This window comes from Paraburkholderia sp. EG287B, assembly GCF_040965595.1.
Taxonomy (GTDB): domain Bacteria; phylum Pseudomonadota; class Gammaproteobacteria; order Burkholderiales; family Burkholderiaceae; genus Paraburkholderia.
In genome coordinates this window covers 416,353-436,470 of the sequence record NZ_JBFRCG010000001.1, presented here as the reverse complement: position 1 = coordinate 436,470, position 20,118 = coordinate 416,353, and the positions used below count along the sequence as shown (strand labels likewise).

18 protein-coding genes are annotated in these 20,118 nt (G+C 64.5%); 16 read left to right on the top strand and 2 right to left on the bottom strand.

Annotation, left to right across the window (positions count from 1 at the left end):
* The first annotated feature begins 67 nt into the window (after positions 1 to 67).
* The 3 genes from aceE to lpdA all read left to right on the top strand — a co-directional run bounded on the left by aceE (position 68) and on the right by lpdA (position 6,381).
* Positions 68 to 2,764 (top strand): pyruvate dehydrogenase (acetyl-transferring), homodimeric type, encoded by a 2,697-nt coding sequence (gene aceE / locus AB4Y40_RS01950; protein WP_368686222.1) that lies wholly within the window; start codon positions 68 to 70, stop codon positions 2,762 to 2,764.
* 78 nt (positions 2,765 to 2,842) lie between these two features.
* Entirely contained in the window at positions 2,843 to 4,519 is a 1,677-nt protein-coding gene (gene aceF, locus AB4Y40_RS01945) for a dihydrolipoyllysine-residue acetyltransferase (RefSeq protein WP_368686221.1), read from the top strand.
* A gap of 95 nt (positions 4,520 to 4,614) precedes the next feature.
* A complete protein-coding gene (gene lpdA / locus AB4Y40_RS01940; RefSeq protein WP_368686220.1) occupies positions 4,615 to 6,381 on the top strand; it encodes a dihydrolipoyl dehydrogenase in 1,767 nt (588 codons plus the stop codon).
* A gap of 231 nt (positions 6,382 to 6,612) precedes the next feature.
* On the opposite strand, the gene AB4Y40_RS01935 is transcribed toward lpdA, so the two are convergent.
* Positions 6,613 to 7,191, bottom strand: a complete 579-nt coding sequence (locus AB4Y40_RS01935) for a phasin family protein (RefSeq protein WP_324140430.1) — start codon at positions 7,189 to 7,191, stop codon at positions 6,613 to 6,615.
* A gap of 714 nt (positions 7,192 to 7,905) precedes the next feature.
* Between AB4Y40_RS01935 and pbpG the strand changes: the two genes are divergently transcribed.
* The 3 genes from pbpG to AB4Y40_RS01920 all read left to right on the top strand — a co-directional run bounded on the left by pbpG (position 7,906) and on the right by AB4Y40_RS01920 (position 10,146).
* Positions 7,906 to 9,090, top strand: coding sequence for a D-alanyl-D-alanine endopeptidase (pbpG, locus tag AB4Y40_RS01930; protein WP_368686219.1), 1,185 nt, complete (start codon positions 7,906 to 7,908; stop codon positions 9,088 to 9,090).
* 240 nt (positions 9,091 to 9,330) lie between these two features.
* Positions 9,331 to 9,618, top strand: a complete 288-nt coding sequence (locus tag AB4Y40_RS01925) for a hypothetical protein (RefSeq protein WP_368686346.1) — start codon at positions 9,331 to 9,333, stop codon at positions 9,616 to 9,618.
* A 3-nt stretch (positions 9,619 to 9,621) separates the two neighbouring features.
* Entirely contained in the window at positions 9,622 to 10,146 is a 525-nt protein-coding gene (locus AB4Y40_RS01920) for a helix-turn-helix transcriptional regulator (protein WP_368686218.1), read from the top strand.
* Between the two features lie 67 nt (positions 10,147 to 10,213).
* Here the strand turns inward: AB4Y40_RS01920 and AB4Y40_RS01915 are convergent, their stop codons facing one another.
* Entirely contained in the window at positions 10,214 to 11,014 is an 801-nt protein-coding gene (locus AB4Y40_RS01915) for an IclR family transcriptional regulator (protein ID WP_028204180.1), read from the bottom strand.
* A 190-nt stretch (positions 11,015 to 11,204) separates the two neighbouring features.
* Here AB4Y40_RS01915 and AB4Y40_RS01910 point away from each other — a divergent pair, with 190 nt between their 5' ends.
* The 10 genes from AB4Y40_RS01910 (at position 11,205) to hscA (ending at position 20,008) form a co-directional block, all read left to right on the top strand.
* Positions 11,205 to 11,927, top strand: coding sequence for a (Fe-S)-binding protein (locus AB4Y40_RS01910; protein WP_368686217.1), 723 nt, complete (start codon positions 11,205 to 11,207; stop codon positions 11,925 to 11,927).
* A 102-nt stretch (positions 11,928 to 12,029) separates the two neighbouring features.
* On the top strand, positions 12,030 to 13,466 hold the full coding sequence (locus tag AB4Y40_RS01905; RefSeq protein ID WP_368686216.1) for a lactate utilization protein B: 1,437 nt from the start codon (positions 12,030 to 12,032) through the stop codon (positions 13,464 to 13,466).
* 159 nt (positions 13,467 to 13,625) lie between these two features.
* Positions 13,626 to 13,856 carry a hypothetical protein gene (locus AB4Y40_RS01900; RefSeq protein WP_069265523.1) on the top strand — a complete coding sequence of 77 codons (231 nt, stop codon included), beginning with the start codon at positions 13,626 to 13,628 and terminating at the stop codon, positions 13,854 to 13,856.
* Positions 13,857 to 13,964: 108 nt separating this feature from the next.
* Positions 13,965 to 14,447: a low molecular weight protein-tyrosine-phosphatase gene (locus tag AB4Y40_RS01895; RefSeq protein WP_368686215.1), complete on the top strand. Its 483-nt coding sequence runs from the start codon at positions 13,965 to 13,967 to the stop codon at positions 14,445 to 14,447.
* Between the two features lie 154 nt (positions 14,448 to 14,601).
* On the top strand, positions 14,602 to 15,135 hold the full coding sequence (iscR, locus tag AB4Y40_RS01890) for a Fe-S cluster assembly transcriptional regulator IscR (protein WP_042264865.1): 534 nt from the start codon (positions 14,602 to 14,604) through the stop codon (positions 15,133 to 15,135).
* 80 nt (positions 15,136 to 15,215) lie between these two features.
* Positions 15,216 to 16,439, top strand: a complete 1,224-nt coding sequence (locus tag AB4Y40_RS01885; protein ID WP_069265526.1) for an IscS subfamily cysteine desulfurase — start codon at positions 15,216 to 15,218, stop codon at positions 16,437 to 16,439.
* 99 nt (positions 16,440 to 16,538) lie between these two features.
* The gene (iscU, locus tag AB4Y40_RS01880; RefSeq protein WP_028216879.1) at positions 16,539 to 16,943 is read left to right on the top strand and encodes a Fe-S cluster assembly scaffold IscU; all 405 of its coding nucleotides are present in this window, start codon (positions 16,539 to 16,541) and stop codon (positions 16,941 to 16,943) included.
* Between the two features lie 151 nt (positions 16,944 to 17,094).
* Positions 17,095 to 17,418: an iron-sulfur cluster assembly protein IscA gene (iscA, locus tag AB4Y40_RS01875; RefSeq protein ID WP_028210067.1), complete on the top strand. Its 324-nt coding sequence runs from the start codon at positions 17,095 to 17,097 to the stop codon at positions 17,416 to 17,418.
* A gap of 106 nt (positions 17,419 to 17,524) precedes the next feature.
* Positions 17,525 to 18,073, top strand: coding sequence for a Fe-S protein assembly co-chaperone HscB (gene hscB / locus AB4Y40_RS01870; protein ID WP_368686214.1), 549 nt, complete (start codon positions 17,525 to 17,527; stop codon positions 18,071 to 18,073).
* A gap of 63 nt (positions 18,074 to 18,136) precedes the next feature.
* Positions 18,137 to 20,008, top strand: a complete 1,872-nt coding sequence (gene hscA, locus AB4Y40_RS01865) for a Fe-S protein assembly chaperone HscA (RefSeq protein WP_368686213.1) — start codon at positions 18,137 to 18,139, stop codon at positions 20,006 to 20,008.
* Positions 20,009 to 20,118 lie beyond the last annotated feature (110 nt).

The following is a 20,118-nucleotide window of genomic DNA, read 5'->3' as shown; positions in this document are numbered from 1 at the left end:
TCACGTCTTAAGCGTTGCCGCCCGCATGGTCCGATCAACAGCGTTGCCCTACATCCAGGAGACGAGCATGTCCGCTGTACCCGACGAAGTCCTCAAGTACGTTGCCGCCGACAAGGACGAGGATCCCCAGGAAACCGCCGAATGGCTTGAAGCGCTGGACGGCGTGATTTCGACTGTCGGCCCTGATCGCGCCCACTACCTGATCGAAAAGCAGATCGAATTCGCCCGTGTGCACGGCGAGCATCTGCCGTTCTCGGCGAACACGCCGTACATCAACACGATCCCCGTTGCCAACCAGGCCAAGAACCCGGGCGACCAGGACATCGAACACCGCATCCGCTCGTACACGCGCTGGAACGCCATGGCCATGGTGCTGCGCGCGGGCAAGCACACGAACGTGGGCGGCCACATCGCTTCGTTTGCATCGGCGGCCACGCTTTATGACGTCGGCTACAACCACTTCTGGCGCGCGCCCTCGGCTGAGCATGGCGGCGACCTCGTGTTCGTGCAGGGCCACTCGTCGCCGGGCGTCTACTCGCGCGCGTTCCTGCTCGGCCGTCTGACCGAAAAGCAGCTCGACAACTTCCGCCAGGAAGTGGGTGGCGAGGGCATCTCGTCGTACCCGCACCCGTGGCTCATGCCGGACTTCTGGCAGTTCCCGACCGTCTCGATGGGTCTCGGCCCGATCATGGCGATCTACCAGGCGCGCTTCATGAAATACCTGCAGGCGCGCGGCATCGCCAGGACCGACGGCCGCAAGGTCTGGGCCTTCCTCGGCGACGGCGAAACGGACGAGCCGGAATCGCTCGGCGCGATCGGCATGGCCGGCCGCGAGCGTCTGGACAACCTCGTGTTCGTCATCAACTGCAATCTGCAGCGCCTCGACGGCCCGGTGCGCGGTAACGGCAAGATCATCCAGGAACTCGAAAGCGAGTTCCGCGGCGCCGGCTGGAACGTCGTCAAGGTCATCTGGGGCAGCCGCTGGGACGCGCTCTTCGCACGCGACAAGTCGGGCGCGCTGATGCGCCGCATGATGGAAGTGGTCGACGGCGAGTACCAGACGTACAAGTCGGAGTCGGGCGCGTTCGTGCGCGAGCACTTCTTCAACACGCCGGAACTGAAGGCGCTGGTCGCCGACTGGTCCGACGACGACATCTGGAACCTGAACCGCGGCGGCCACGACCCGCACAAGATCTACGCGGCGTTCCACGAAGCTTCGAACTCGAAGGGCCAGCCGACCGTCATCCTCGCGAAGACGATCAAGGGCTACGGCATGGGCGAAGCCGGCCAGGCCATGAACATCACCCACCAGCAGAAGAAGATGCAGGTGGATCAGCTCAAGAAGTTCCGCGACCAGTTCCGCCTGCCGATCACGGACGAGCAGATCGTCGACGTGCCGTACCTCACGTTCGAGGAAGGCTCGAAGGAACTCGAGTACATGCGCCAGAAGCGCATGGACCTCGGCGGCTACCTCCCGGCTCGCCGCCAGAAGGCCGAGTCGCTGCCGGTGCCGGCGCTCGACGCATTCGAGCCGTTGCTCAAGGGCACGGGCGAAGGCCGCGAGATCTCCACGACGATGGCGTTCGTGCGGATCCTGAACATCCTGTTGAAGGACAAGGCGCTCGGCAAGCGCGTCGTGCCGATCGTGCCGGACGAGTCGCGTACCTTCGGTATGGAAGGCCTGTTCCGCCAGATCGGCATCTGGAATCAGCAAGGCCAGAAGTACGTGCCGGAAGATTCCGACCAGCTGATGTTCTACAAGGAATCGGAAACCGGTCAGATCCTGCAGGAAGGCATCAACGAAGCCGGCGGCATGTCGGACTGGATCGCAGCTGCGACGTCGTACTCGACGCACGGCGAGATCATGATCCCGTTCTACATCTTCTACTCGATGTTCGGCTTCCAGCGTATCGGCGACCTGGCCTGGGCAGCGGGCGACATGCGTTCGCGCGGCTTCCTGCTGGGCGGCACGGCGGGCCGTACGACGCTCAACGGCGAAGGTCTGCAGCACGAAGACGGCCACTCGCTCCTGTGGGCCGCTTCGGTGCCGAACTGCGTCAGCTACGACCCGACGTTCGGCTATGAACTCGCGGTCATCATGCAGGACGGTCTGCGCCGCATGGTGCAGGACCAGGAAGACGTGTTCTATTACGTCACGGTGATGAACGAGAACTACGAGCACCCGGCGATCCCGCAGGGCGAGAGCGTGGCGGCCGACATCATCAAGGGCATGTACTCGTTCAGGAAGGCCGACGCGAACGCCAAGGCGCCGCGCGTTCAGCTGATGGGCGCGGGCACGATCTTCAACGAAGTGATCGCCGCCGCCGACCTGCTGAAGAACGACTGGGGCGTCGAAGCCGACCTCTGGAGCGTGCCGAGCTTCACCGAACTCGCCCGCGAAGGTCACGAAGTCGAGCGCTGGAACCTGCTGCACCCGAGCGAGCCGCGCCGCGAATCCCACGTCGAGAAGCTGCTCAAGGACACGCAAGGTCCGATCATCGCTTCGACCGACTACGTGCGTGCGCTGGTCGACCAGATCCGCGGTCTGGTGCCGCGCAAGTTCGTGGTGCTCGGCACCGACGGCTTCGGCCGTTCGGATACGCGTGAGAAGCTGCGTCACTTCTTCGAAGTCGATCGTTACTGGACGACGGTTGCAGCGCTCAACGCGCTCGCAGACGAAGGCAAGATCGAGCGCAAGGTGGTTGGCGAGGCGATCGCCAAGTACAACCTCGATCCGTCCAAACCCAACCCGATGACCGTCTAACCCATCACCCCTGTGCATGGCATGTGCGCCTCCCCGAAGCGGGGAGGCGTGTCGTATGCGGCCCCGGAGACACTAACAATGAGTCAAGCGATCGAAGTCAAGGTGCCGGACATCGGCGATTACAAGGACATTCCTGTGATCGAGGTGCTGGTGAAGGCGGGCGATACCGTCGAAAAAGAGCAGTCCCTCGTCACGCTCGAGTCTGACAAGGCGACCATGGACGTGCCGAGCCCGGCGTCGGGCACGGTCAAGGAAGTGAAGGTCAAGGTCGGCGACAACGTGTCGGAAGGCTCGCTCGTGCTGGTGCTGGACGGCGCCGGTGCAGGCGCTGCGCCCGCCGCTCCCGCGCCCGCCGCGAAGGCAGAGAAGGCCGCTCCTGCCGCCGCGCCCGCGTCCGCGCAAGCGGCTGCGCCGGCACCCGCTGCAGCGCCCGCCGCGAGCGGCGGCGCGCAGTCGGTCAAGGTCCCCGACATCGGCGACTACAAGGACGTGCCGGTCATCGAAATCGGCGTGAAGGTCGGCGACCGCGTCGAGAAGGAACAGTCGCTCGTCACGCTCGAGTCGGACAAGGCGACCATGGACGTGCCGAGCCCCGTGGCCGGCGTCGTCAAGGCAATCAAGGTCAAGGTCGGCGACAACGTGTCGGAAGGCACCGAGATCGTCGTCGTCGAAGCAGAAGGCGCCGCGGCGCCCGCCGCCGCACCGGCTGCGAAGCACGTCGAAGAGCCGTCGGATGCGCCCCAGCAAGCGCCGGCCAAGGCCGCGGCCGCCGCACCGTCGGCACTCGCGCAGGCGCCGATCATTCCGGCAGGCGAAGGCGGCTCGCGCCGCCCGAGCCACGCCTCGCCGTCGGTGCGCAAGTTCGCGCGCGAACTCGGCGTGGACGTTGCCCGCGTGACGGGTACGGGTCCGAAGGGCCGCATCACCCAGGACGACGTCACCGCGTTCGTGAAGGGCGTGATGACGGGCCAGCTCGCAGCACCGGCCGGCGCTGCCGCCGCACCGGCTGCGGGCGGCGCGGGCCTGAACCTGCTGCCCTGGCCGAAGGTCGACTTCACGAAGTTCGGCCCGATCGATACGCAGCCGCTGTCGCGTATCAAGAAGATCTCCGGCGCGAACCTGCACCGCAACTGGGTCATGATCCCGCACGTCACGAACAACGACGAAGCGGACATCACCGACCTCGAAGCGCTGCGCGTGCAGCTGAACAAGGAAAACGAGAAGGCGGGCGTGAAGTTCACGATGCTCGCGTTCGTCATCAAGGCCTGCGTCGCGGCGCTCAAGAAGTTCCCGGCGTTCAATGCGAGCCTCGACGGCGACAACCTCGTCTTCAAGCAGTACTACCACATCGGTTTTGCCGCCGACACGCCGAACGGCCTCGTCGTCCCGGTGATCCGCGACGCGGACAAGAAGGGCCTCGTCGACATCGCGAAGGAAATGGCCGAGCTCTCGAAGCTCGCGCGCGAAGGCAAGCTCAAGCCGGACCAGATGCAAGGCGGCTGCTTCTCGATCTCGTCGCTCGGCGGCATCGGCGGCACGCACTTCACGCCGATCATCAACGCACCGGAAGTGGCGATTCTCGGCCTGTCGAAGAGCGCGATGAAGCCCGTGTGGGACGGCAAGCAGTTCGTGCCGCGCCTCACGCTGCCGCTGTCGCTCTCGTACGATCACCGCGTGATCGACGGTGCAGCCGCCGCGCGCTTCAACGCGTACCTCGCTTCGATCCTCGGCGATTTCCGCCGCGTGATTCTGTAAAACCGATCTGACCGGCTCGCGCCGACGCGCCGCACGTCCACGACGTGCGCGCTGCGGCAGGCGCGGCCGGTCATCCTTTAGGGGTAGGGGACACCATGAGTCTCGTCGAAGTGAAAGTGCCGGATATCGGCGACTTCAAGGACATCGACGTCATCGAAGTCAACATCAAGGCGGGCGACGTCATCGAGAAGGAGCAGACGCTGCTCTCGCTCGAATCGGACAAGGCCACGATGGAAGTGCCCAGCGACGTCGCGGGCACCGTCAAGGAAGTGAAGATCAAGGCCGGCGACAAGGCTTCGCAGGGCACGGTGATCGCACTGGTCGAGGCTTCGGAAGGCGCATCGGCGCCGGCTCCGAAGGCTGAAGCCCCCAAGGCGGAAGCGCCCAAGGCCGCCGAAGCCCCGAAGGCCGCAGCGCCGGCTCCGCAAGGCGGCAGCTTCAGCGGCAGCGCCGATGTCGAATGCGACATGCTGGTGCTCGGCGCGGGCCCCGGCGGCTACTCGGCGGCGTTCCGCTCCGCCGACCTCGGCATGAAGACCGTGCTGGTCGAGCGTTATTCGACGCTCGGCGGCGTGTGCCTGAACGTGGGCTGCATTCCGTCGAAGGCGCTGCTGCACACGGCGCTCGTGATCGACGAAGCCGAAGCGCTCGGCTCGCACGGCATTACCTTCGGCAAGCCGCAGATCGATCTCGACAAGTTGCGCGACTTCAAGTCGGGCGTCGTCAAGAAGCTCACGGGCGGCCTCGCCGGCATGGCGAAGGCGCGCAAGGTCGAAGTCGTGACGGGCGTCGGTGCGTTCCTCGATCCGAACCACATGGAAGTGGTGGGCGAGAACGGCAAGAAGATCGTCAAGTTCAAGCAGGCGATCATCGCTGCGGGTTCGCAGGCCGTGAAGCTGCCGTTCATGCCGGAAGATCCGCGCGTGGTCGATTCGACCGGCGCGCTGGAACTGCGCCAGATTCCGCAGAAGATGCTCGTCATCGGCGGCGGCATCATCGGTCTGGAAATGGCCACCGTCTACGCGACGCTCGGCGCGCAGATCGAGGTCGTGGAAATGCTCGACGGCCTGATGGCCGGCGCGGACCGCGACCTCGTGAAGGTCTGGGAGAAGTACAACGCGAAGCGCTTCGCGAACGTCATGCTCAAGACCAAAACCACGAAGGCCGAGGCGAAGGACGACGGCATCTACGTGTCGTTCGAGGGCGAGAAGGCCCCGGCCGAGCCGCAGCGCTACGACCTCGTGCTGGTCGCCGTGGGCCGCTCGCCCAACGGCAAGAATATCGGCGCGGACAAGGCGGGCGTGGCGGTGACGGATCGCGGCTTCATCGAAGTCGACAAGCAGATGCGCACCAACGTGCCGCACATCTTCGCGATCGGCGACGTGGTCGGCCAGCCGATGCTCGCGCACAAGGCCGTGCATGAAGGCCACGTGGCGGCGGAAGCGGCGCACGGCGAGAAGGCGTACTTCGACGCGCTGCAGATTCCTTCGGTGGCCTACACCGATCCGGAAGTGGCGTGGGCCGGCAAGACCGAAGACCAGTGCAAGGCCGAAGGCATCAAGTACGGCAAGGCGGTGTTCCCGTGGGCCGCTTCGGGCCGCGCGATCGCCAATGGCCGCGACGAAGGCTTCACGAAGCTGATCTTCGACGAAGAGACGCATCGCGTGATCGGCGGCGGCATCGTCGGCCTGAACGCGGGCGACCTCATCAGCGAGGTCTGCCTCGCGGTGGAAATGGGCGCGGATGCGACCGACATCGGCAAGACGATCCATCCGCACCCGACGCTGGGCGAGTCGATCGGCATGGCCGCCGAGCTGTACGAAGGCGTCTGTACCGACCTGCCGCCGCAGAAGAAGAAGTAAGTTCGTGCCGCGCCGCTCGTTGCGGCGCGCATGAAGAAACGGCGCACTCCGAGAGGGGTGCGCCGTTTGCTTTTGGGTTCTGCGGTAGGTGCTGCGAGAGGCGCCGGAGCGTAAAAAAGATTCCCGGTCGGCGACCGGGCAAGTGACATGCCGGGCGGCATGCCGGAGCGTTCAGGTCCGGCGCCCGGTGCGACGCTGCTTCAGCGCACGCACCGGATCAAGCTACAACCTTCAGACCGTCTTCTTGGCCGTGGCCGAAGCGGCAGCCGAGCGCGACGCCTGGGCGGCAGCCTTGCTCGCAGCAGCGGTGGCGGCGTTGAAGTTGCTTTCCGCCATTTCCACGGCTTGCTTCGTCGCCTTGTGGACCGTTTCGTAGGTCGTGTTCGCGGCGTTGATGGCCGACTTGATCACGGCGACTGCGGTTTCCGAGCCAGCCGGCGCATTCTTCGCGACGTTGTCGACGAGCGATTGAACCTTGCGGTTCTGCTCTTCGTAGTGGGCTTCGGCGACCTTCGCGAACTCAGCCTGGGTGGCCGAGGCGATTTCATACACATGACGGCCATACGACAGCAGCTTTTCGGTCAGCGGCTGGGCATAGCTCGTTTGCAGGGCCAGGAATTCCTGCGCGTCCTTCACCGACAGTGCGCGCTGGGCGTGTTCCTGCGATTCCGCCAGATTCGAGCGGACAGCCTGAAGGTTCAATTCGACGAGCTTTTCCACGCCTTCGAATGCCTTGCCGGTGAGGCCGAACAGGGTTTCGAGGTTGGCTTTCTGGGCAGCGGCGAATTGCTCAGGGGTCAGCAGACTCATGTTTACGCTCCTGGATGTCGGCGGCCTTCGTGGGTCGCCTGAAGTAAGTGGCACGGCGCTGGTGCTCTGTCGCTCGCTTTGTGCGTCGCAACATTGATTCGATTTTAGGATGCTCCAGAAGAAAGTCAAGGCTTTTTGGTGCGTCGCACAATGTCGATAATTTATTATTAAACAATCACTTATGCCCGGCGCATCGCGCAACCGCGACAACCTGCCAATGCCCCGTAGCGCGGGGCTCGCAGCGCGTTGACAAAGGCAGCGCGCAGGGTGGGGCAAGCGCGCAAACGCGGCTTCTGGCAAGATGCGGCATGGATCACGTGAACGCGTCTATAGGATTTCACCTGGGTGCGTCCACCGAATTCCTTCATGGAACGTTAACGATCCATTGCGGTCGAACGCGCGTCGCGCGGCACGGCGGCACTGGTAGTCAGACAAATCTCACCCGTTTTTTCCTCAGTTCAAGTTCCTGCGACGAACGCCGTTAACGCAGCAAGCGCATTTTGCGCGTGCCGCAAACGTTGTCAGAAAACGGCGTCGCGGCGAGAGGAGTGGCTTGGCAATTGTCTGACTCCATCGAATGCGGGAAGTGCATTGGCCAGCTCAATCGGAGGTCATACTTCGGTTTAATGAGCGCCTATAAGTGCTTCAATTTGCGAATTTTTCGTGGTTTTACTACACTTGGCGAACGATCCCGCCGCTCCATCAAGAACACTAATGAAATCCGACAAGCTCCTGTCGTTCTCACTGATGCCGTCGTCGGTTATCAGCACCGCACTGTCGGTGGCTGTTTCCGTCGCGATCAGTGCGACGCTCGTGGCGCCTGAGGGCGCCTTTGCTGCGTCGCAAGACGCTGCGCCGGCCAAAACGGCCAAGGCGAAAAAAGCCACCAAGAAGGTTGCGAAGGCCGAGCCGGAAACGGCCAAGGTCAGCAAGAAGGCGGGCGCCGCCCGTACCGTCGCCGCAAAGGACGACGATGCGCGTCCGGTGGCCAAAAAACGCCGCGTCACTTATACGATGAACGGTCGCCACCACTCGGCGGTGCGCCGTGTCGCGTTCGAACCGCGCCAGCCGACCGTGGGTCAGGCGTTCGGTCTGCACGATTCCCCCGACTCGCTGATGCTGCGCTCGGGCGTTGCGTACGTGGTCGACCAGAACACGCTCGAGCCGCTGTTCGACAAGAACTCGCACGCCGTCGTGCCGATCGCCTCGATCTCGAAGCTCATGACCGCGATGGTCGTGCTCGACTCGAAGGAGTCGCTCTCGGAACCGATCGAAGTCACGGACGAAGACCGCGACTACGAGAAGAACACGGGTTCGCGTCTTTCGGTGGGCTCGGTGCTCTCGCGCGAGGACATGTTGCACATCGCGCTGATGGCATCGGAAAACCGCGCGGCGGCGGCGCTCTCGCGCTATTACCCGGGCGGGCGTCCGGCGTTCATCGCGGCGATGAACGCGAAGGCGAAGCAACTCGGCATGACCGATACGCACTTCGAGAATTCGACGGGGCTCACGAGCCACAACGTTTCGACCGCGCGTGACCTCGTGAAGATGGTGAACGCGGCGTACCAGTACCCGATGATTCGCCAGTTCTCGACCGACCGCAGCTACGACGTATTCACGGGCAAGCGCAATCTCGCCTACAACAGCACGAACGCGCTGGTCCGCAATGCGTCATGGGACATCGGCCTGCAGAAGACGGGCTTCATCAACGAAGCGGGTGAGTGCCTCGTCATGCAGACGACGATCCACAATCGTCCGGTGATCATGGTCCTGCTCGATTCGAGCGGCAAGTACTCGCGCTTCGCGGATGCAACGCGCGTGCGCACGTGGCTCGACAATGGCGGCGCCGACCAGCAGCCGCGCATTACGAGCGCCGACGCAGGCGGCGCTGGGACCTGATCCCCGCCTTTGCGGATTTCCGGACAAACGCCCCGCAACCGCGGGGCGTTTTGCTTTCTGGTGCGTGCCGTTCGTCCTATAACGATCGGCAGACTGTTTCGTCGTTTGGTTCGTCGGCAACATTGTTCATTCAATGGTGGCCTGGCGTCCAATCCCGCCTGACTTCGGCGCGCGGTGATGCTGGCTCTTGATGGTTGTCAATTGACAACCATGGTGATCATGCATACACTGAGTCTGTCGATGAGACGATCGCACCCAAAGAAAGAAATCGAGGCCGTGCTTGCTTACGCCGAGAAGCAGGGTTGGTTAGTTAAACCAGGTAAAAGCCATGGGCACGCGTGGGGACGAATGTACTGCCCATACAACGACGCTGCCTGTCGTTGCGGGGAATTCTGCATTACGAACATCTGGAGTACACCGCGTAATGCAGGCAATCACGCCTATGTGCTCAAACGCGTGGTCGACAACTGCACGACACATCGTATCAACGCGGCAGCTGCGTGTGCGGCGGCCGAAGCGCCGGAGTAAGTCATGAACTACCTGTTCACTCTCAAGTACCAGCTGGCAATCGAAGACAGCGATCACGAATATCTCGTGGAGCGCCTCGCCGTTGCCGGCTGCGACGACGCGACGATCGGTGTGGGCTTGCCGGGCCGAATCGCGCTGAGTTTCTCGCGCGACAGTGCGAACGCATGGTCGGCAATCTACACGGCGCTGCAGGACGTGAAGCAGGCGGTGCCTACCGCGCGCCTCGTGGAAGCCGCACCAGACTTTGTCGGTTTGACCGATGCCGCGGACATGACCGGCATGTCCCGCCAGAACCTGCGCAAGCTGATGCTCGGGCACGCGGCGGAATTTCCCCTGCCCGTGCACGAGGGCAATCCGTCGCTATGGCATCTTGGCGACATCCTGGCCTGGCTGAAGGGGCGCGACGCGTACAGCATCGACTCGGCGCTGCTGGAAACGGCGCGAACGGCGAAGCAGGTGAATCTGGCAAAAGAAGCACGCCATCTCGACACGAAGCTGAGCCGCAAACTCGATGAAGTGGTCGCATGAGGCAGGCAGCAAGCCAAAAAAAGCGGAGGGCACGCCTCCGCTCTTCTCGATGTGCTTCGCCCTGACTTCAGGCGGGCTGCACGTTGCCTTCGGCGGGCTCCGGGTGATAGCCGAGCGACTCTGAAATCGTCAGCGCCGTCTTGCTCAACTGGCCGAGCCACGAATCCTGCAGGCGGTCCGCGGGTGCCGAGAGCGAAAGGCCCGCCACGAGTTTGCCGGTGTCGTCGTAGATGCCGGCGGCGATGCAGCGCACGCCCAGTTCGAGTTCTTCGTTATCACGTGCACAGAATTGCTGGCGTACGTGAGCGAGTTCGCGCTCGAGGCGTCCGAGGTCGGTAATGCTGTTGCGCGTGTGACCCGACAAGCCGGTGCGCGTGGCGTACGCGCGCACGCGGTTCGCTTCGTCGGCGGCCAGAAAGAGCTTGCCAACCGAAGTGAGGTGCAGCGGAGCCCGGCCGCCAATCGCGCGCACCACCTGCATGCCCGAGCGCTCCGAATAGGCGCGTTCGATATAGACGATTTCGTCGCCCTGGCGCACGGAGAGGTTGACGGTCTGGCCCGTGAGACGGTGCAGTTCGCGCATCGGCGTGAGCGCCGCGTCGCGCACCGAAAGCCGCGCTTTCACGAGGTTGCCGAGTTCGAGCAACCGCATGCCAAGCCGGTAGGTGCCGGGATCGGAGCGGTCGACGAGGCGGCAGCTCACCATATCGTTCAGGATGCGGTGCGCAGTCGAAGGATGCAGTTCGGTGCGCTGCGCAAGTTCCTTCAGGCTGACAGGGTCGCTGTGCGCGGCCAGCGCGTCCAGCAGGCGCATCATGCGCTCGATCACCTGAATCGAGGTCTTCGGATCTGGATGGGTGTCGCTCATGAGTTCAGATTCGTTTGACACGTGAGGCGGAAAATGCATTGTATCTCGTATTGTGAAAAAAGTAAGCGCCAGGACCAAGACTCGCGCTGCGCTGCGGCATCGCGCGCGACGGGCGAGGGCGATGCAGGCCGGCGTTGGTCATGGCGGCGAAACAAAGGATAATCGGGGACGGTTTTCACGAGGAGTTCCCATGCGAGTCGGTTTGTTCGTCACGTGCCTCATCGACACGATGCGTCCGGAAATTGGCTTTTCGACGCTCAAGTTGCTCGAAGAGGCGGGCTATGAAGTCGTCGTGCCGCCCGCGCAAACCTGCTGCGGCCAGCCGGCCTACAACTCCGGCGAGCGCGCCATCGCGCGTGACCTCGCCGAAAAGACGCTGCGCGAATTCGAGCAGTTCGACTATCTCGTTGTCCCTTCGGGTTCGTGCGGCGGCATGATCCGCGTGCACTACGGCGATCTGTTCCGCGACGATCCGGAATTGATGGCGCGCTACGGTAAGTTGCGCGAGCGCGTCTACGAACTCACGGATTTCCTCGTGAACGTCGCCAAGGTCACGCTGCCGCAAGGCGAGTTCAGCGGGCCGGTGACGTATCACGATTCGTGTTCAGGCCTGCGTGAGCTCGGGGTCAGGGCGCAGCCGCGCGCGTTGCTCGCCCAGCGCGGCGTCGAAGTGCGCGAGATGAAGGACTGCGAGCACTGCTGCGGCTTCGGCGGCACCTTTGCGGTGAAGTACGGGGACATCTCGACGGCCATTGCAGACGAAAAATGCGCGAATGTTCAGGCGAGCGGCGCGGGCGCGGTGGTGCTCGGCGACCTCGGCTGCATGTTGAATATCGAAGGGCGTTTGCGCCGCACCGGCGACACCACTACGCGCGTGCTGCACATTGCGCAAGTGCTGGCCGGCGACGTGTGATGCGCCGCCGGCTGCCGCCGCTCGCTTCGTGCGGAACGTCCGAATAGCCCCGGACCTCGACCCCAGACCTCGCCGAACACCGCTCAACCTCGCCCTCACGCCATGCAAGTCCAATCGATGCAGTTCAAGGCGCGCGCCGGTCAGAAGCTGGCCGATCAGCGTCTGCAGCACAACCTCAAGAAACTTTCGACCAAGTTCGTCTCCGCGCGCGCCGAAGCGATCACCGCGATCGATTTCCCGGCCACGCGCGCGGCGCTCAAGGCGCGCCGCAACCGCGCGCTCGACAATCTCGACGTCTGGCTCGAGCAGTTCGAGACCGAGGCGACGCGGCGCGGCGTGACCGTGCTCTACGCGGAAACGGCGCAAGACGCGGCGAAGCTGGTCGCGGACATCGCGCGGCGCCACGACGTGCACAAGGTCATCAAGACCAAGTCGATGGTTTCGGAGGAGATGCGGCTCAATACGGTGCTCGCGGAAATGGGCGTGCAGTCCATCGAGACCGATCTGGGCGAGTACATCCTGCAGATCAACGACAACGAGCCGCCGAGCCACATCATTGCGCCCGTCGTCCACAAGGACAAGGACGAGATCGCCGATCTCTTCGCAAAGACGCACGATAAGCCGCGCCTGACCGAAATCCCCGACATGACCCGCGAGGCGCGCGAAGTCCTGCGCCCGCATTTTCTCTCGGCGGACATGGGCGTGACGGGCGGCAACTTCCTCGTCGCGGAGACGGGCTCGATCGTGCTGGTGACCAACGAGGGCAACGAGGGCATGTGCACCGTGATGCCGCGCGTGCACGTGGCGGTGACGGGCATCGAGAAGGTGCTGCCTACGCTCGAAGACCTCGCCATCGCCATGCGTCTGTTGCCGCGTTCGGCGACGGGGCAGGCCACGTCGAACTACTTTTCGGTTCTCACGGGCCCTCGCGGACCCGAGGACCGGGACGGCCCCGAGCACATGTACGTCGTGCTCGTGGACGGCGGCCGCACCGGCCTGATCGGCGGCGAATTCCAGGAGATGCTGCGCTGCATCCGTTGCGGGGCGTGTATGAACCACTGCCCGGTCTACCAGAAGGTGGGCGGCCACGCGTACGGCTGGGTCTATCCGGGGCCGATGGGCTCGGTGCTCACGCCAAGCTACGTCGGCATCGAAAAGACGCTCGATCTGCCGCAGGCTGCAACGCTGTGCGGCGAGTGCAATAGCGTCTGCCCGGTGGGCATCCCGCTTTCGGACCTGCTGCGCAAACTGCGCGAGAAGCAAACAGAGCGGCACCTGCGTCCGTGGCGCGAGCGCGCGGCGCTCGCAGCCTGGGGCTGGCTCGCGCTTCACCCCACGGCCTACGCGCTGCTCGCCAAGCTCGGCGTGCGCATACTCGAGCGCATGGGCGGGCAGGCCAGGCTCATTCGCAAGCTGCCATTTGCGCGGGGCTGGAGTACCGGGCGCGACATGCCCGCGCCGGTCGGGCGCACGTTTCGCGAGTTGTACGCGGCGCGGCACACGCATCTGGACACGACAAAGCGCCCCGAACAGGCCTGACACGCGCGCATCGGTCAAGTCTGGTTTGCCGACTATTTAAGCTGGCGCAACAGTGTGTTCGTCCGGACCGGGTTTTTCCTGATTGCGACTCTCTATATCATCTCGCCTGGCGATAGTGCGTCCGCACCTGTCGCTTCACAGTCGATAGAGAGTCGCATCATGAGAAAGAAAATAACGGTGTACTGGCCGCTGGCGCTGATCGTGCCGCTTGCGGTGATCGCATGGATCCATGCATGGAAGACCGCCGAGCAGCAAATGCCGCTCGCCGCCGATCAGGTTACGGCAGAACTCGCACGCGCCGTGTCGTATGGCCTCGTGGGCAGCGAAGGCAAGACGCCGGTGAAGGCGATGAACGGCATCGCGACGCTGCCGCGCTCGAACGCAATCTGATGATCGCGCCGGCGCCAACGCGCCGCGCAGCGCGTTGTTCGTGCGCTTCGTATAATTTAAGATTCGCCGCCGCACGCTGAACGCCTTCCGTTGCCCCAGCCCCCACGAATGAAAAAGGTTTCCGTCTGCTTCGTTTGTCTTGGCAATATCTGCCGCTCGCCCACGGCCGAGGCCGTGATGCTGCGTCTCGTCGACGAGGCGGGGCTGGCGGGGCGCGTCGAGGTCGATTCGGCGGGAACGGGTGACTGGCACATCGGCGAAGCGCCCGACGAGCGCGCCCAGCGCGCGGGCGGCCTGCGCGGCTACGCGCTCGCGGCGTTGCGCGCCCGGCAGATCGCCGCCGACGATTTTCACCGTTTCGACCTGATCGTGGCGATGGACGACGCCAACGTCAGCGCGCTTCAGGGCGTCTGCCCGGCGAGCGAGCGCGACAAGATCCGCCTGCTGATGGAATTCGCGCCGCAGGCCGAAACGCGCGTCGTGGTCGATCCCTATTTTGGCGGCGACGCGGGCTTCGAAACGGTGCTCGATCAATGCGAAGCCGCCTGCGCGGGTCTGCTCGCCGCATTGCGTCCGCAACTGGCGGATTGAGATGAGCGGCGCGGATCTGCCGAATGCAGAAATCGCGCCATTTTTGCGATTCGCCGCGCACCTAATAACCCAGATCGCGACGTTGATACTTGACTAAACTAGTCATGTATTTATACTTGACGAAAATTGTCGAGAATTGCGGTTCCCATACATCATGAGACTCACCACCAAAGGCCGTTTCGCCGTCACGGCGATGATTGACCTGGCGCTGCGCCAGGAGCAGGGCCCGGTGACGCTTGCGGGTATCAGCCAGCGGCAGCACATCTCGCTGTCGTACCTCGAACAGCTGTTCGGCAAGCTGCGCCGTCATGAAATCGTCGAATCGGTCCGTGGGCCGGGCGGCGGGTACAACCTCGCGCGCCGCGCGGAGGACGTCACGGTCGCGGACATCATCATCGCCGTGGACGAGCCGCTCGACGCCACCCAGTGCGGCGGCAAGGGCGCCTGCGAGGGTACCAAGCAGCACGACGGCCACTGCATGACGCACGAACTCTGGTCGACGCTGAACCAGAAAATGGTCGAGTACCTCGATTCGGTGTCGCTCAAGGATCTGGTGGACAAGCAGCGCGCCCGCGAAGGCGCCGCGCCCGCCGTCCTGCGCGACCGCCGCGCCGAGGCGCCGGCGGTGGAGCCGGTCAGGGCGATGCCGCTGGGTCCGAACTCGATCTTCAACATGGCGGGCTCGTAACGCCTGCGAGCGCCGCCAGAACGCCGCAGTTGGCAAAACAGACAGTACAGCGCAGCACACAAGATTCCCCGGAGCGATAGATGAATAACGACATTCCCCACCTGCCCATTTACATGGACTACAGCGCGACGACCCCCGTCGACCCGCGCGTGGTGGACAAGATGATTCCGTATCTGCGCGAGCAGTTCGGCAATCCGGCGTCGCGCAGCCACGCTTATGGCTGGGATGCGGAGCGCGCCGTCGAAGAGGCGCGCGAGCAGGTCGCAGCGCTCGTCAACGCCGACCCGCGCGAAATCATCTGGACCTCCGGTGCCACCGAATCGGACAACCTCGCGATCAAGGGTGCCGCGCACTTCTACAAGAGCAAGGGCAAGCACATCATCACGGTGAAGACCGAGCACAAGGCCGTGCTCGACACCTGCCGCGAGCTCGAGCGCGAAGGCTACGAAGTCACGTATCTGGACGTCAAGGACGACGGCCTGATCGACCTCGAAGCGTTCAAGGCCGCGCTGCGCCCCGACACGATCCTCGTTTCCGTCATGCACGTGAACAACGAGATCGGCGTGATCCAGGACATCGCGACGATCGGCGAAATCTGCCGTGAGAAGGGCATCATTTTCCACGTCGACGCTGCGCAATCCACCGGCAAGGCGCCCATCGACCTGCAAAAACTCAAGGTCGACCTGATGTCGTTCTCGGCGCACAAGACCTACGGCCCGAAGGGCATCGGCGCGCTGTACGTGCGCCGCAAGCCGCGCGTGCGCATCGAAGCACAGATGCACGGCGGCGGCCACGAGCGCGGCATGCGCTCGGGCACGCTGGCCACGCACCAGATCGTCGGCATGGGCGAAGCGTTCCGCATCGCGCGTGAAGAGATGGCCACGGAAAACGAGCGCGTGCGCATGCTGCGCGACAAGCTCCTGCGTGGCCTGAAGGAAATCGAAGAAACCTACGTGAACGGCGACATGGAACAGCGTGTCCCGCACAACCTGAACATCAGCTTCAACTTCGTCGAAGGCGAGTCGCTGATCATGGCGGTGAAGGACGTGGCGGTGTCGTCGGGTTCGGCGTGCACTTCCGCATCGCTCGAGCCGTCGTACGTGCTGCGCGCGCTCGGCCGCAACGACGAGCTGGCGCACAGCTCGATCCGCTTCACCGTGGGCCGCTTCACGACGGAACAGGACGTGGACTACGTGATCAACCTGCTGAAGACGAAGATCGCCAAGCTGCGCGAGCTGTCGCCGCTGTGGGAAATGCATCAGGACGGCATCGATCTGTCGACCATCCAGTGGGCAGCGCACTAAGCAAGGCGGCGCAGTTAGCAGCGAACAACGACCCGGCCGCAGCGCAAGGAGCAGTCAACTGCGTGCAGCGCGGCAAACACGAATTGAAGGAGTGTGATCATGGCATATAGCGACAAGGTTCTGGACCACTACGAAAACCCGCGCAACGTCGGCTCGTTTGCCAAGGACGACGACGCAGTGGGCACCGGCATGGTCGGCGCACCGGCGTGCGGCGACGTGATGAAGCTGCAGATCCGCGTGGGCGCGGACGGCGTGATCGAAGACGCGAAGTTCAAGACCTACGGCTGCGGCTCGGCGATCGCTTCGAGCTCGCTCGTGACCGAGTGGGTGAAGGGCAAGACGCTCGACCAGGCGCTCGACATCAAGAACACGCAGATCGCCGAAGAACTGGCGCTGCCGCCCGTGAAGATCCACTGCTCGATTCTCGCGGAAGACGCGATCAAGGCAGCGGTTGCGGACTATCGCCAGCGTCACACGACCGAAGCGAAGGCCGACGCGGCGTAAAGCACGGCGCTGGGGCGTAGTAGATGCAGGACGGCGTCGGACCGGAAAGTTCGGCGCACTGGGACTAACGATTTTGGATGCAGCAGGGTTGCGTCGTGACGCAAGGGAAGGCGAAAGCCCAACTGGCGGCGCGAGGCGCGGCGAAGATGCTATGGCAATTACGTTGACTGAAAAAGCGGCACAGCACGTGCAAAAGTACCTGACCCGTCGCGGCAAGGGCGTGGGTCTGCGTCTTGGCGTGCGCACGACGGGCTGCTCGGGCCTCGCGTACAAGCTCGAGTACGTCGACGAACTCGCGCCCGAAGACAACGTCTTCGAGAGCCACGGCGTGAAGGTCATCGTCGACCCGAAAAGTCTCGCCTATATCGACGGCACGCAGCTCGACTTCGTGCGTGAAGGGCTGAACGAAGGCTTCCGGTTCAACAACCCGAACGTGAAGGACGAGTGCGGCTGCGGCGAGTCCTTCCGCGTTTGAGCCCGCGTCGAGCGGTGAAAAGGCGGCCTGTGCCGCCTTTTTGATTTTGACGGCCGCGGGTTAGCCCCTCTCAGCCCCTCATAGCCCCACAAGAACGTTCCAGCCGATGAGCACGCCTTCCACGCCTTCCCGGTCGCTCTCCGACAGCCACTTCGTGCTGTTCGGCCTGCCCGAGCAGTTCGCGATCGACGCGAACGTGCTCGACCATGCCTACCGCACGGTGCAGGCGCAGGTGCATCCCGACCGCTTCGCGGCGGCCGGCGAGGCGCAAAAGCGCATCGCCATGCAATGGGCCACGCGCACGAACGAGGCGTATCAGACGCTGCGCGATCCGCTCAAGCGCGCGAAGTACCTGCTGCATCTGCGCGGCATCGACGTGGGCGCGGAGAACAATACCGCGATGGAGCCCGCGTTCCTCATGCAGCAGATGGAGTGGCGCGAGTCGATCGAAGACGCGGTCGCGGCGAAGAACGTCGATGCGCTCGACGCACTCGCGGGCGAGCTGCGCGACGACGAACGCGTGCGCTTCACGAAGCTCGCGGCGCTGCTCGACAGCGGCTCGAACCAGCCCGCGGCCGAAGCGGTGCGCCAGCTCATGTTCATCGAGCGCGTGGCGAGCGAAATCGACTCGCAGATCGAGCGGCTCGAAGGCTGAAACCGGGCGCGCAAACGGATATCGGGCGCTCGCGCCCATCAGGTTAAAAAGCAGATCACACAGATGGCCTTACTGCAAATCTCCGAACCCGGCATGGCGCCGGCGCCGCATCAGCGGCGACTCGCCGTCGGCATCGACCTCGGCACGACGAACTCGCTGGTCGCCGCGGTGCGCAGCGGCGTGCCCGACGTGCTGCCCGACGAAGCCGGGCACGTGCTGCTGCCCTCGGTCGTGCGCTATCTCGCGAACGGCGGCCGGCGCATCGGCCGCACGGCGAAGGCGGAAGCCGCGACCGACCCGCGTAACACGATCGTGTCGGTCAAGCGCTTCATGGGCCGCGGCAAGTCCGAGGTCGAAGGCGCGGCCAACGCGCCGTACGACTTCGTCGACGCGCCGGGCATGGTGCAAATCCAGACCATCGACGGCGTGAAGAGCCCCGTCGAAGTCTCGGCGGAAATTCTCGCGACGCTGCGCCAGCGCGCCGAAGACACGCTCGGCGACGAGCTCGTCGGCGCCGTCATCACGGTGCCGGCGTACTTCGACGAAGCGCAGCGCCAGGCGACCAAGGACGCCGCGCGTCTCGCCGGCCTGAACGTGCTGCGTCTGCTCAACGAGCCGACCGCGGCGGCAATCGCGTACGGGCTCGACAGCGGCGCCGAAGGCCTCTACGCGGTCTACGACCTCGGCGGCGGCACCTTCGACCTGTCGATTCTCAAGCTCACGAAGGGCGTGTTCGAAGTGCTGGCGGCCGGCGGCGATTCGGCGCTCGGCGGCGATGATTTCGACCACGCGCTCTTTGCTTACGCACTGGAGCAGTCCGGCATCGAACGCGCGACGCTCGCGCCCGAAGACGTGCGCCTGTTGCTCGACCGCGTGCGCGATGCGAAGGAAGCGCTCTCGTCCGCGCCCGTGGCGCGCATCGAGGCGACCCTGTCGAGCGGCCAGCCGATCGCGCTGACGATCGACGAGCCGCGCTTCGAAGCGCTCACGCAAGCGCTCGTGCAGCGCACGCTCACGCCGACGAAGAAGGCGCTGCGCGACGCGAAGGTCGCCGCGAAGGACGTGAAGGGCGTGGTGCTGGTTGGCGGCGCGACGCGCATGCCCGTGATCCGCCGCGCCGTGGAACAGCACTTCGGCCAGGCGCCGCTCACGAATCTGGACCCCGATCAGGTCGTCGCGCTCGGCGCGGCGATCCAGGCCGACCTGCTCGCGGGCAACCGCGGCGGCGAGGACGACTGGCTGCTGCTCGACGTCATTCCGCTGTCGCTCGGCGTGGAGACGATGGGGGGCCTCGTCGAGAAGATCATCCCGCGCAATTCGACCATCCCGGTCGCGCGTGCGCAGGACTTCACGACTTTCAAGGACGGCCAGACGGCCATGGCGATTCACGTGGTGCAGGGCGAGCGCGAACTCGTCGCCGACTGCCGCTCGCTCGCGCGTTTCGAGCTGCGCGGCATTCCGCCGATGGCGGCGGGCGCGGCGCGCATTCGCGTGACTTACCAGGTGGATGCGGACGGTCTCTTGTCGGTGTTCGCGCGCGAGCAGCTCTCGGGCGTGGAAGCCTCGGTGGTGGTGAAGCCGTCCTACGGTCTCGCCGACGACGACGTGGCCCGCATGCTCGAAGACAGCTTCAAGACCGCCGAAGTCGACATGCGCGCCCGCGCGCTGCGCGAGGCGCAAGTCGAGGCGCAACGCATCATCGAAGCGACGAACGCCGCTTTGGGCGCCGACGGCGAACTGCTCGACGAAGCCGAGCGCGCGCAAGTCGACGCGTTGATCGCCGCGCTCGCGCAAGTTGCGCAGGGCGAGGACGCCGGCGCGATCGAAGCCGCCACCAAGGCACTGTCCGAGGGCACCGACGAGTTTGCGGCGCGCCGCATGGACAAGGGCATCAAGCGCGCGCTGGCCGGCAAGAAGCTCGACGAGATCGGCTAAAGGCGCGGCCAGGAGCGCGCCTGCAGCCTCAACAGCTTAAAGGCGAACGCGTCGTTAGCAAACGGCGCACGCGTGCGTGCTTTCCCGATGTGGCTGAGCGCGCACCGACA

Bases quoted from the DNA above. Each gene is read 5' to 3' on its own strand.
- aceE (WP_368686222.1), top strand. From the start codon at position 68: ATGTCCGCTGTACCCGACGAAGTCCTCAAGTACGTTGCCGCCGACAAG.
- aceF (WP_368686221.1), top strand. From the start codon at position 2,843: ATGAGTCAAGCGATCGAAGTCAAGGTGCCGGACATCGGCGATTACAAG.
- lpdA (WP_368686220.1), top strand. From the start codon at position 4,615: ATGAGTCTCGTCGAAGTGAAAGTGCCGGATATCGGCGACTTCAAGGAC.
- AB4Y40_RS01935 (WP_324140430.1), bottom strand. From the start codon at position 7,191: ATGAGTCTGCTGACCCCTGAGCAATTCGCCGCTGCCCAGAAAGCCAAC.
- pbpG (WP_368686219.1), top strand. From the start codon at position 7,906: ATGAAATCCGACAAGCTCCTGTCGTTCTCACTGATGCCGTCGTCGGTT.
- AB4Y40_RS01925 (WP_368686346.1), top strand. From the start codon at position 9,331: ATGAGACGATCGCACCCAAAGAAAGAAATCGAGGCCGTGCTTGCTTAC.
- AB4Y40_RS01920 (WP_368686218.1), top strand. From the start codon at position 9,622: ATGAACTACCTGTTCACTCTCAAGTACCAGCTGGCAATCGAAGACAGC.
- AB4Y40_RS01915 (WP_028204180.1), bottom strand. From the start codon at position 11,014: ATGAGCGACACCCATCCAGATCCGAAGACCTCGATTCAGGTGATCGAG.
- AB4Y40_RS01910 (WP_368686217.1), top strand. From the start codon at position 11,205: ATGCGAGTCGGTTTGTTCGTCACGTGCCTCATCGACACGATGCGTCCG.
- AB4Y40_RS01905 (WP_368686216.1), top strand. From the start codon at position 12,030: ATGCAAGTCCAATCGATGCAGTTCAAGGCGCGCGCCGGTCAGAAGCTG.
- AB4Y40_RS01900 (WP_069265523.1), top strand. From the start codon at position 13,626: ATGAGAAAGAAAATAACGGTGTACTGGCCGCTGGCGCTGATCGTGCCG.
- AB4Y40_RS01895 (WP_368686215.1), top strand. From the start codon at position 13,965: ATGAAAAAGGTTTCCGTCTGCTTCGTTTGTCTTGGCAATATCTGCCGC.
- iscR (WP_042264865.1), top strand. From the start codon at position 14,602: ATGAGACTCACCACCAAAGGCCGTTTCGCCGTCACGGCGATGATTGAC.
- AB4Y40_RS01885 (WP_069265526.1), top strand. From the start codon at position 15,216: ATGAATAACGACATTCCCCACCTGCCCATTTACATGGACTACAGCGCG.
- iscU (WP_028216879.1), top strand. From the start codon at position 16,539: ATGGCATATAGCGACAAGGTTCTGGACCACTACGAAAACCCGCGCAAC.
- iscA (WP_028210067.1), top strand. From the start codon at position 17,095: ATGGCAATTACGTTGACTGAAAAAGCGGCACAGCACGTGCAAAAGTAC.
- hscB (WP_368686214.1), top strand. From the start codon at position 17,525: ATGAGCACGCCTTCCACGCCTTCCCGGTCGCTCTCCGACAGCCACTTC.
- hscA (WP_368686213.1), top strand. From the start codon at position 18,137: ATGGCCTTACTGCAAATCTCCGAACCCGGCATGGCGCCGGCGCCGCAT.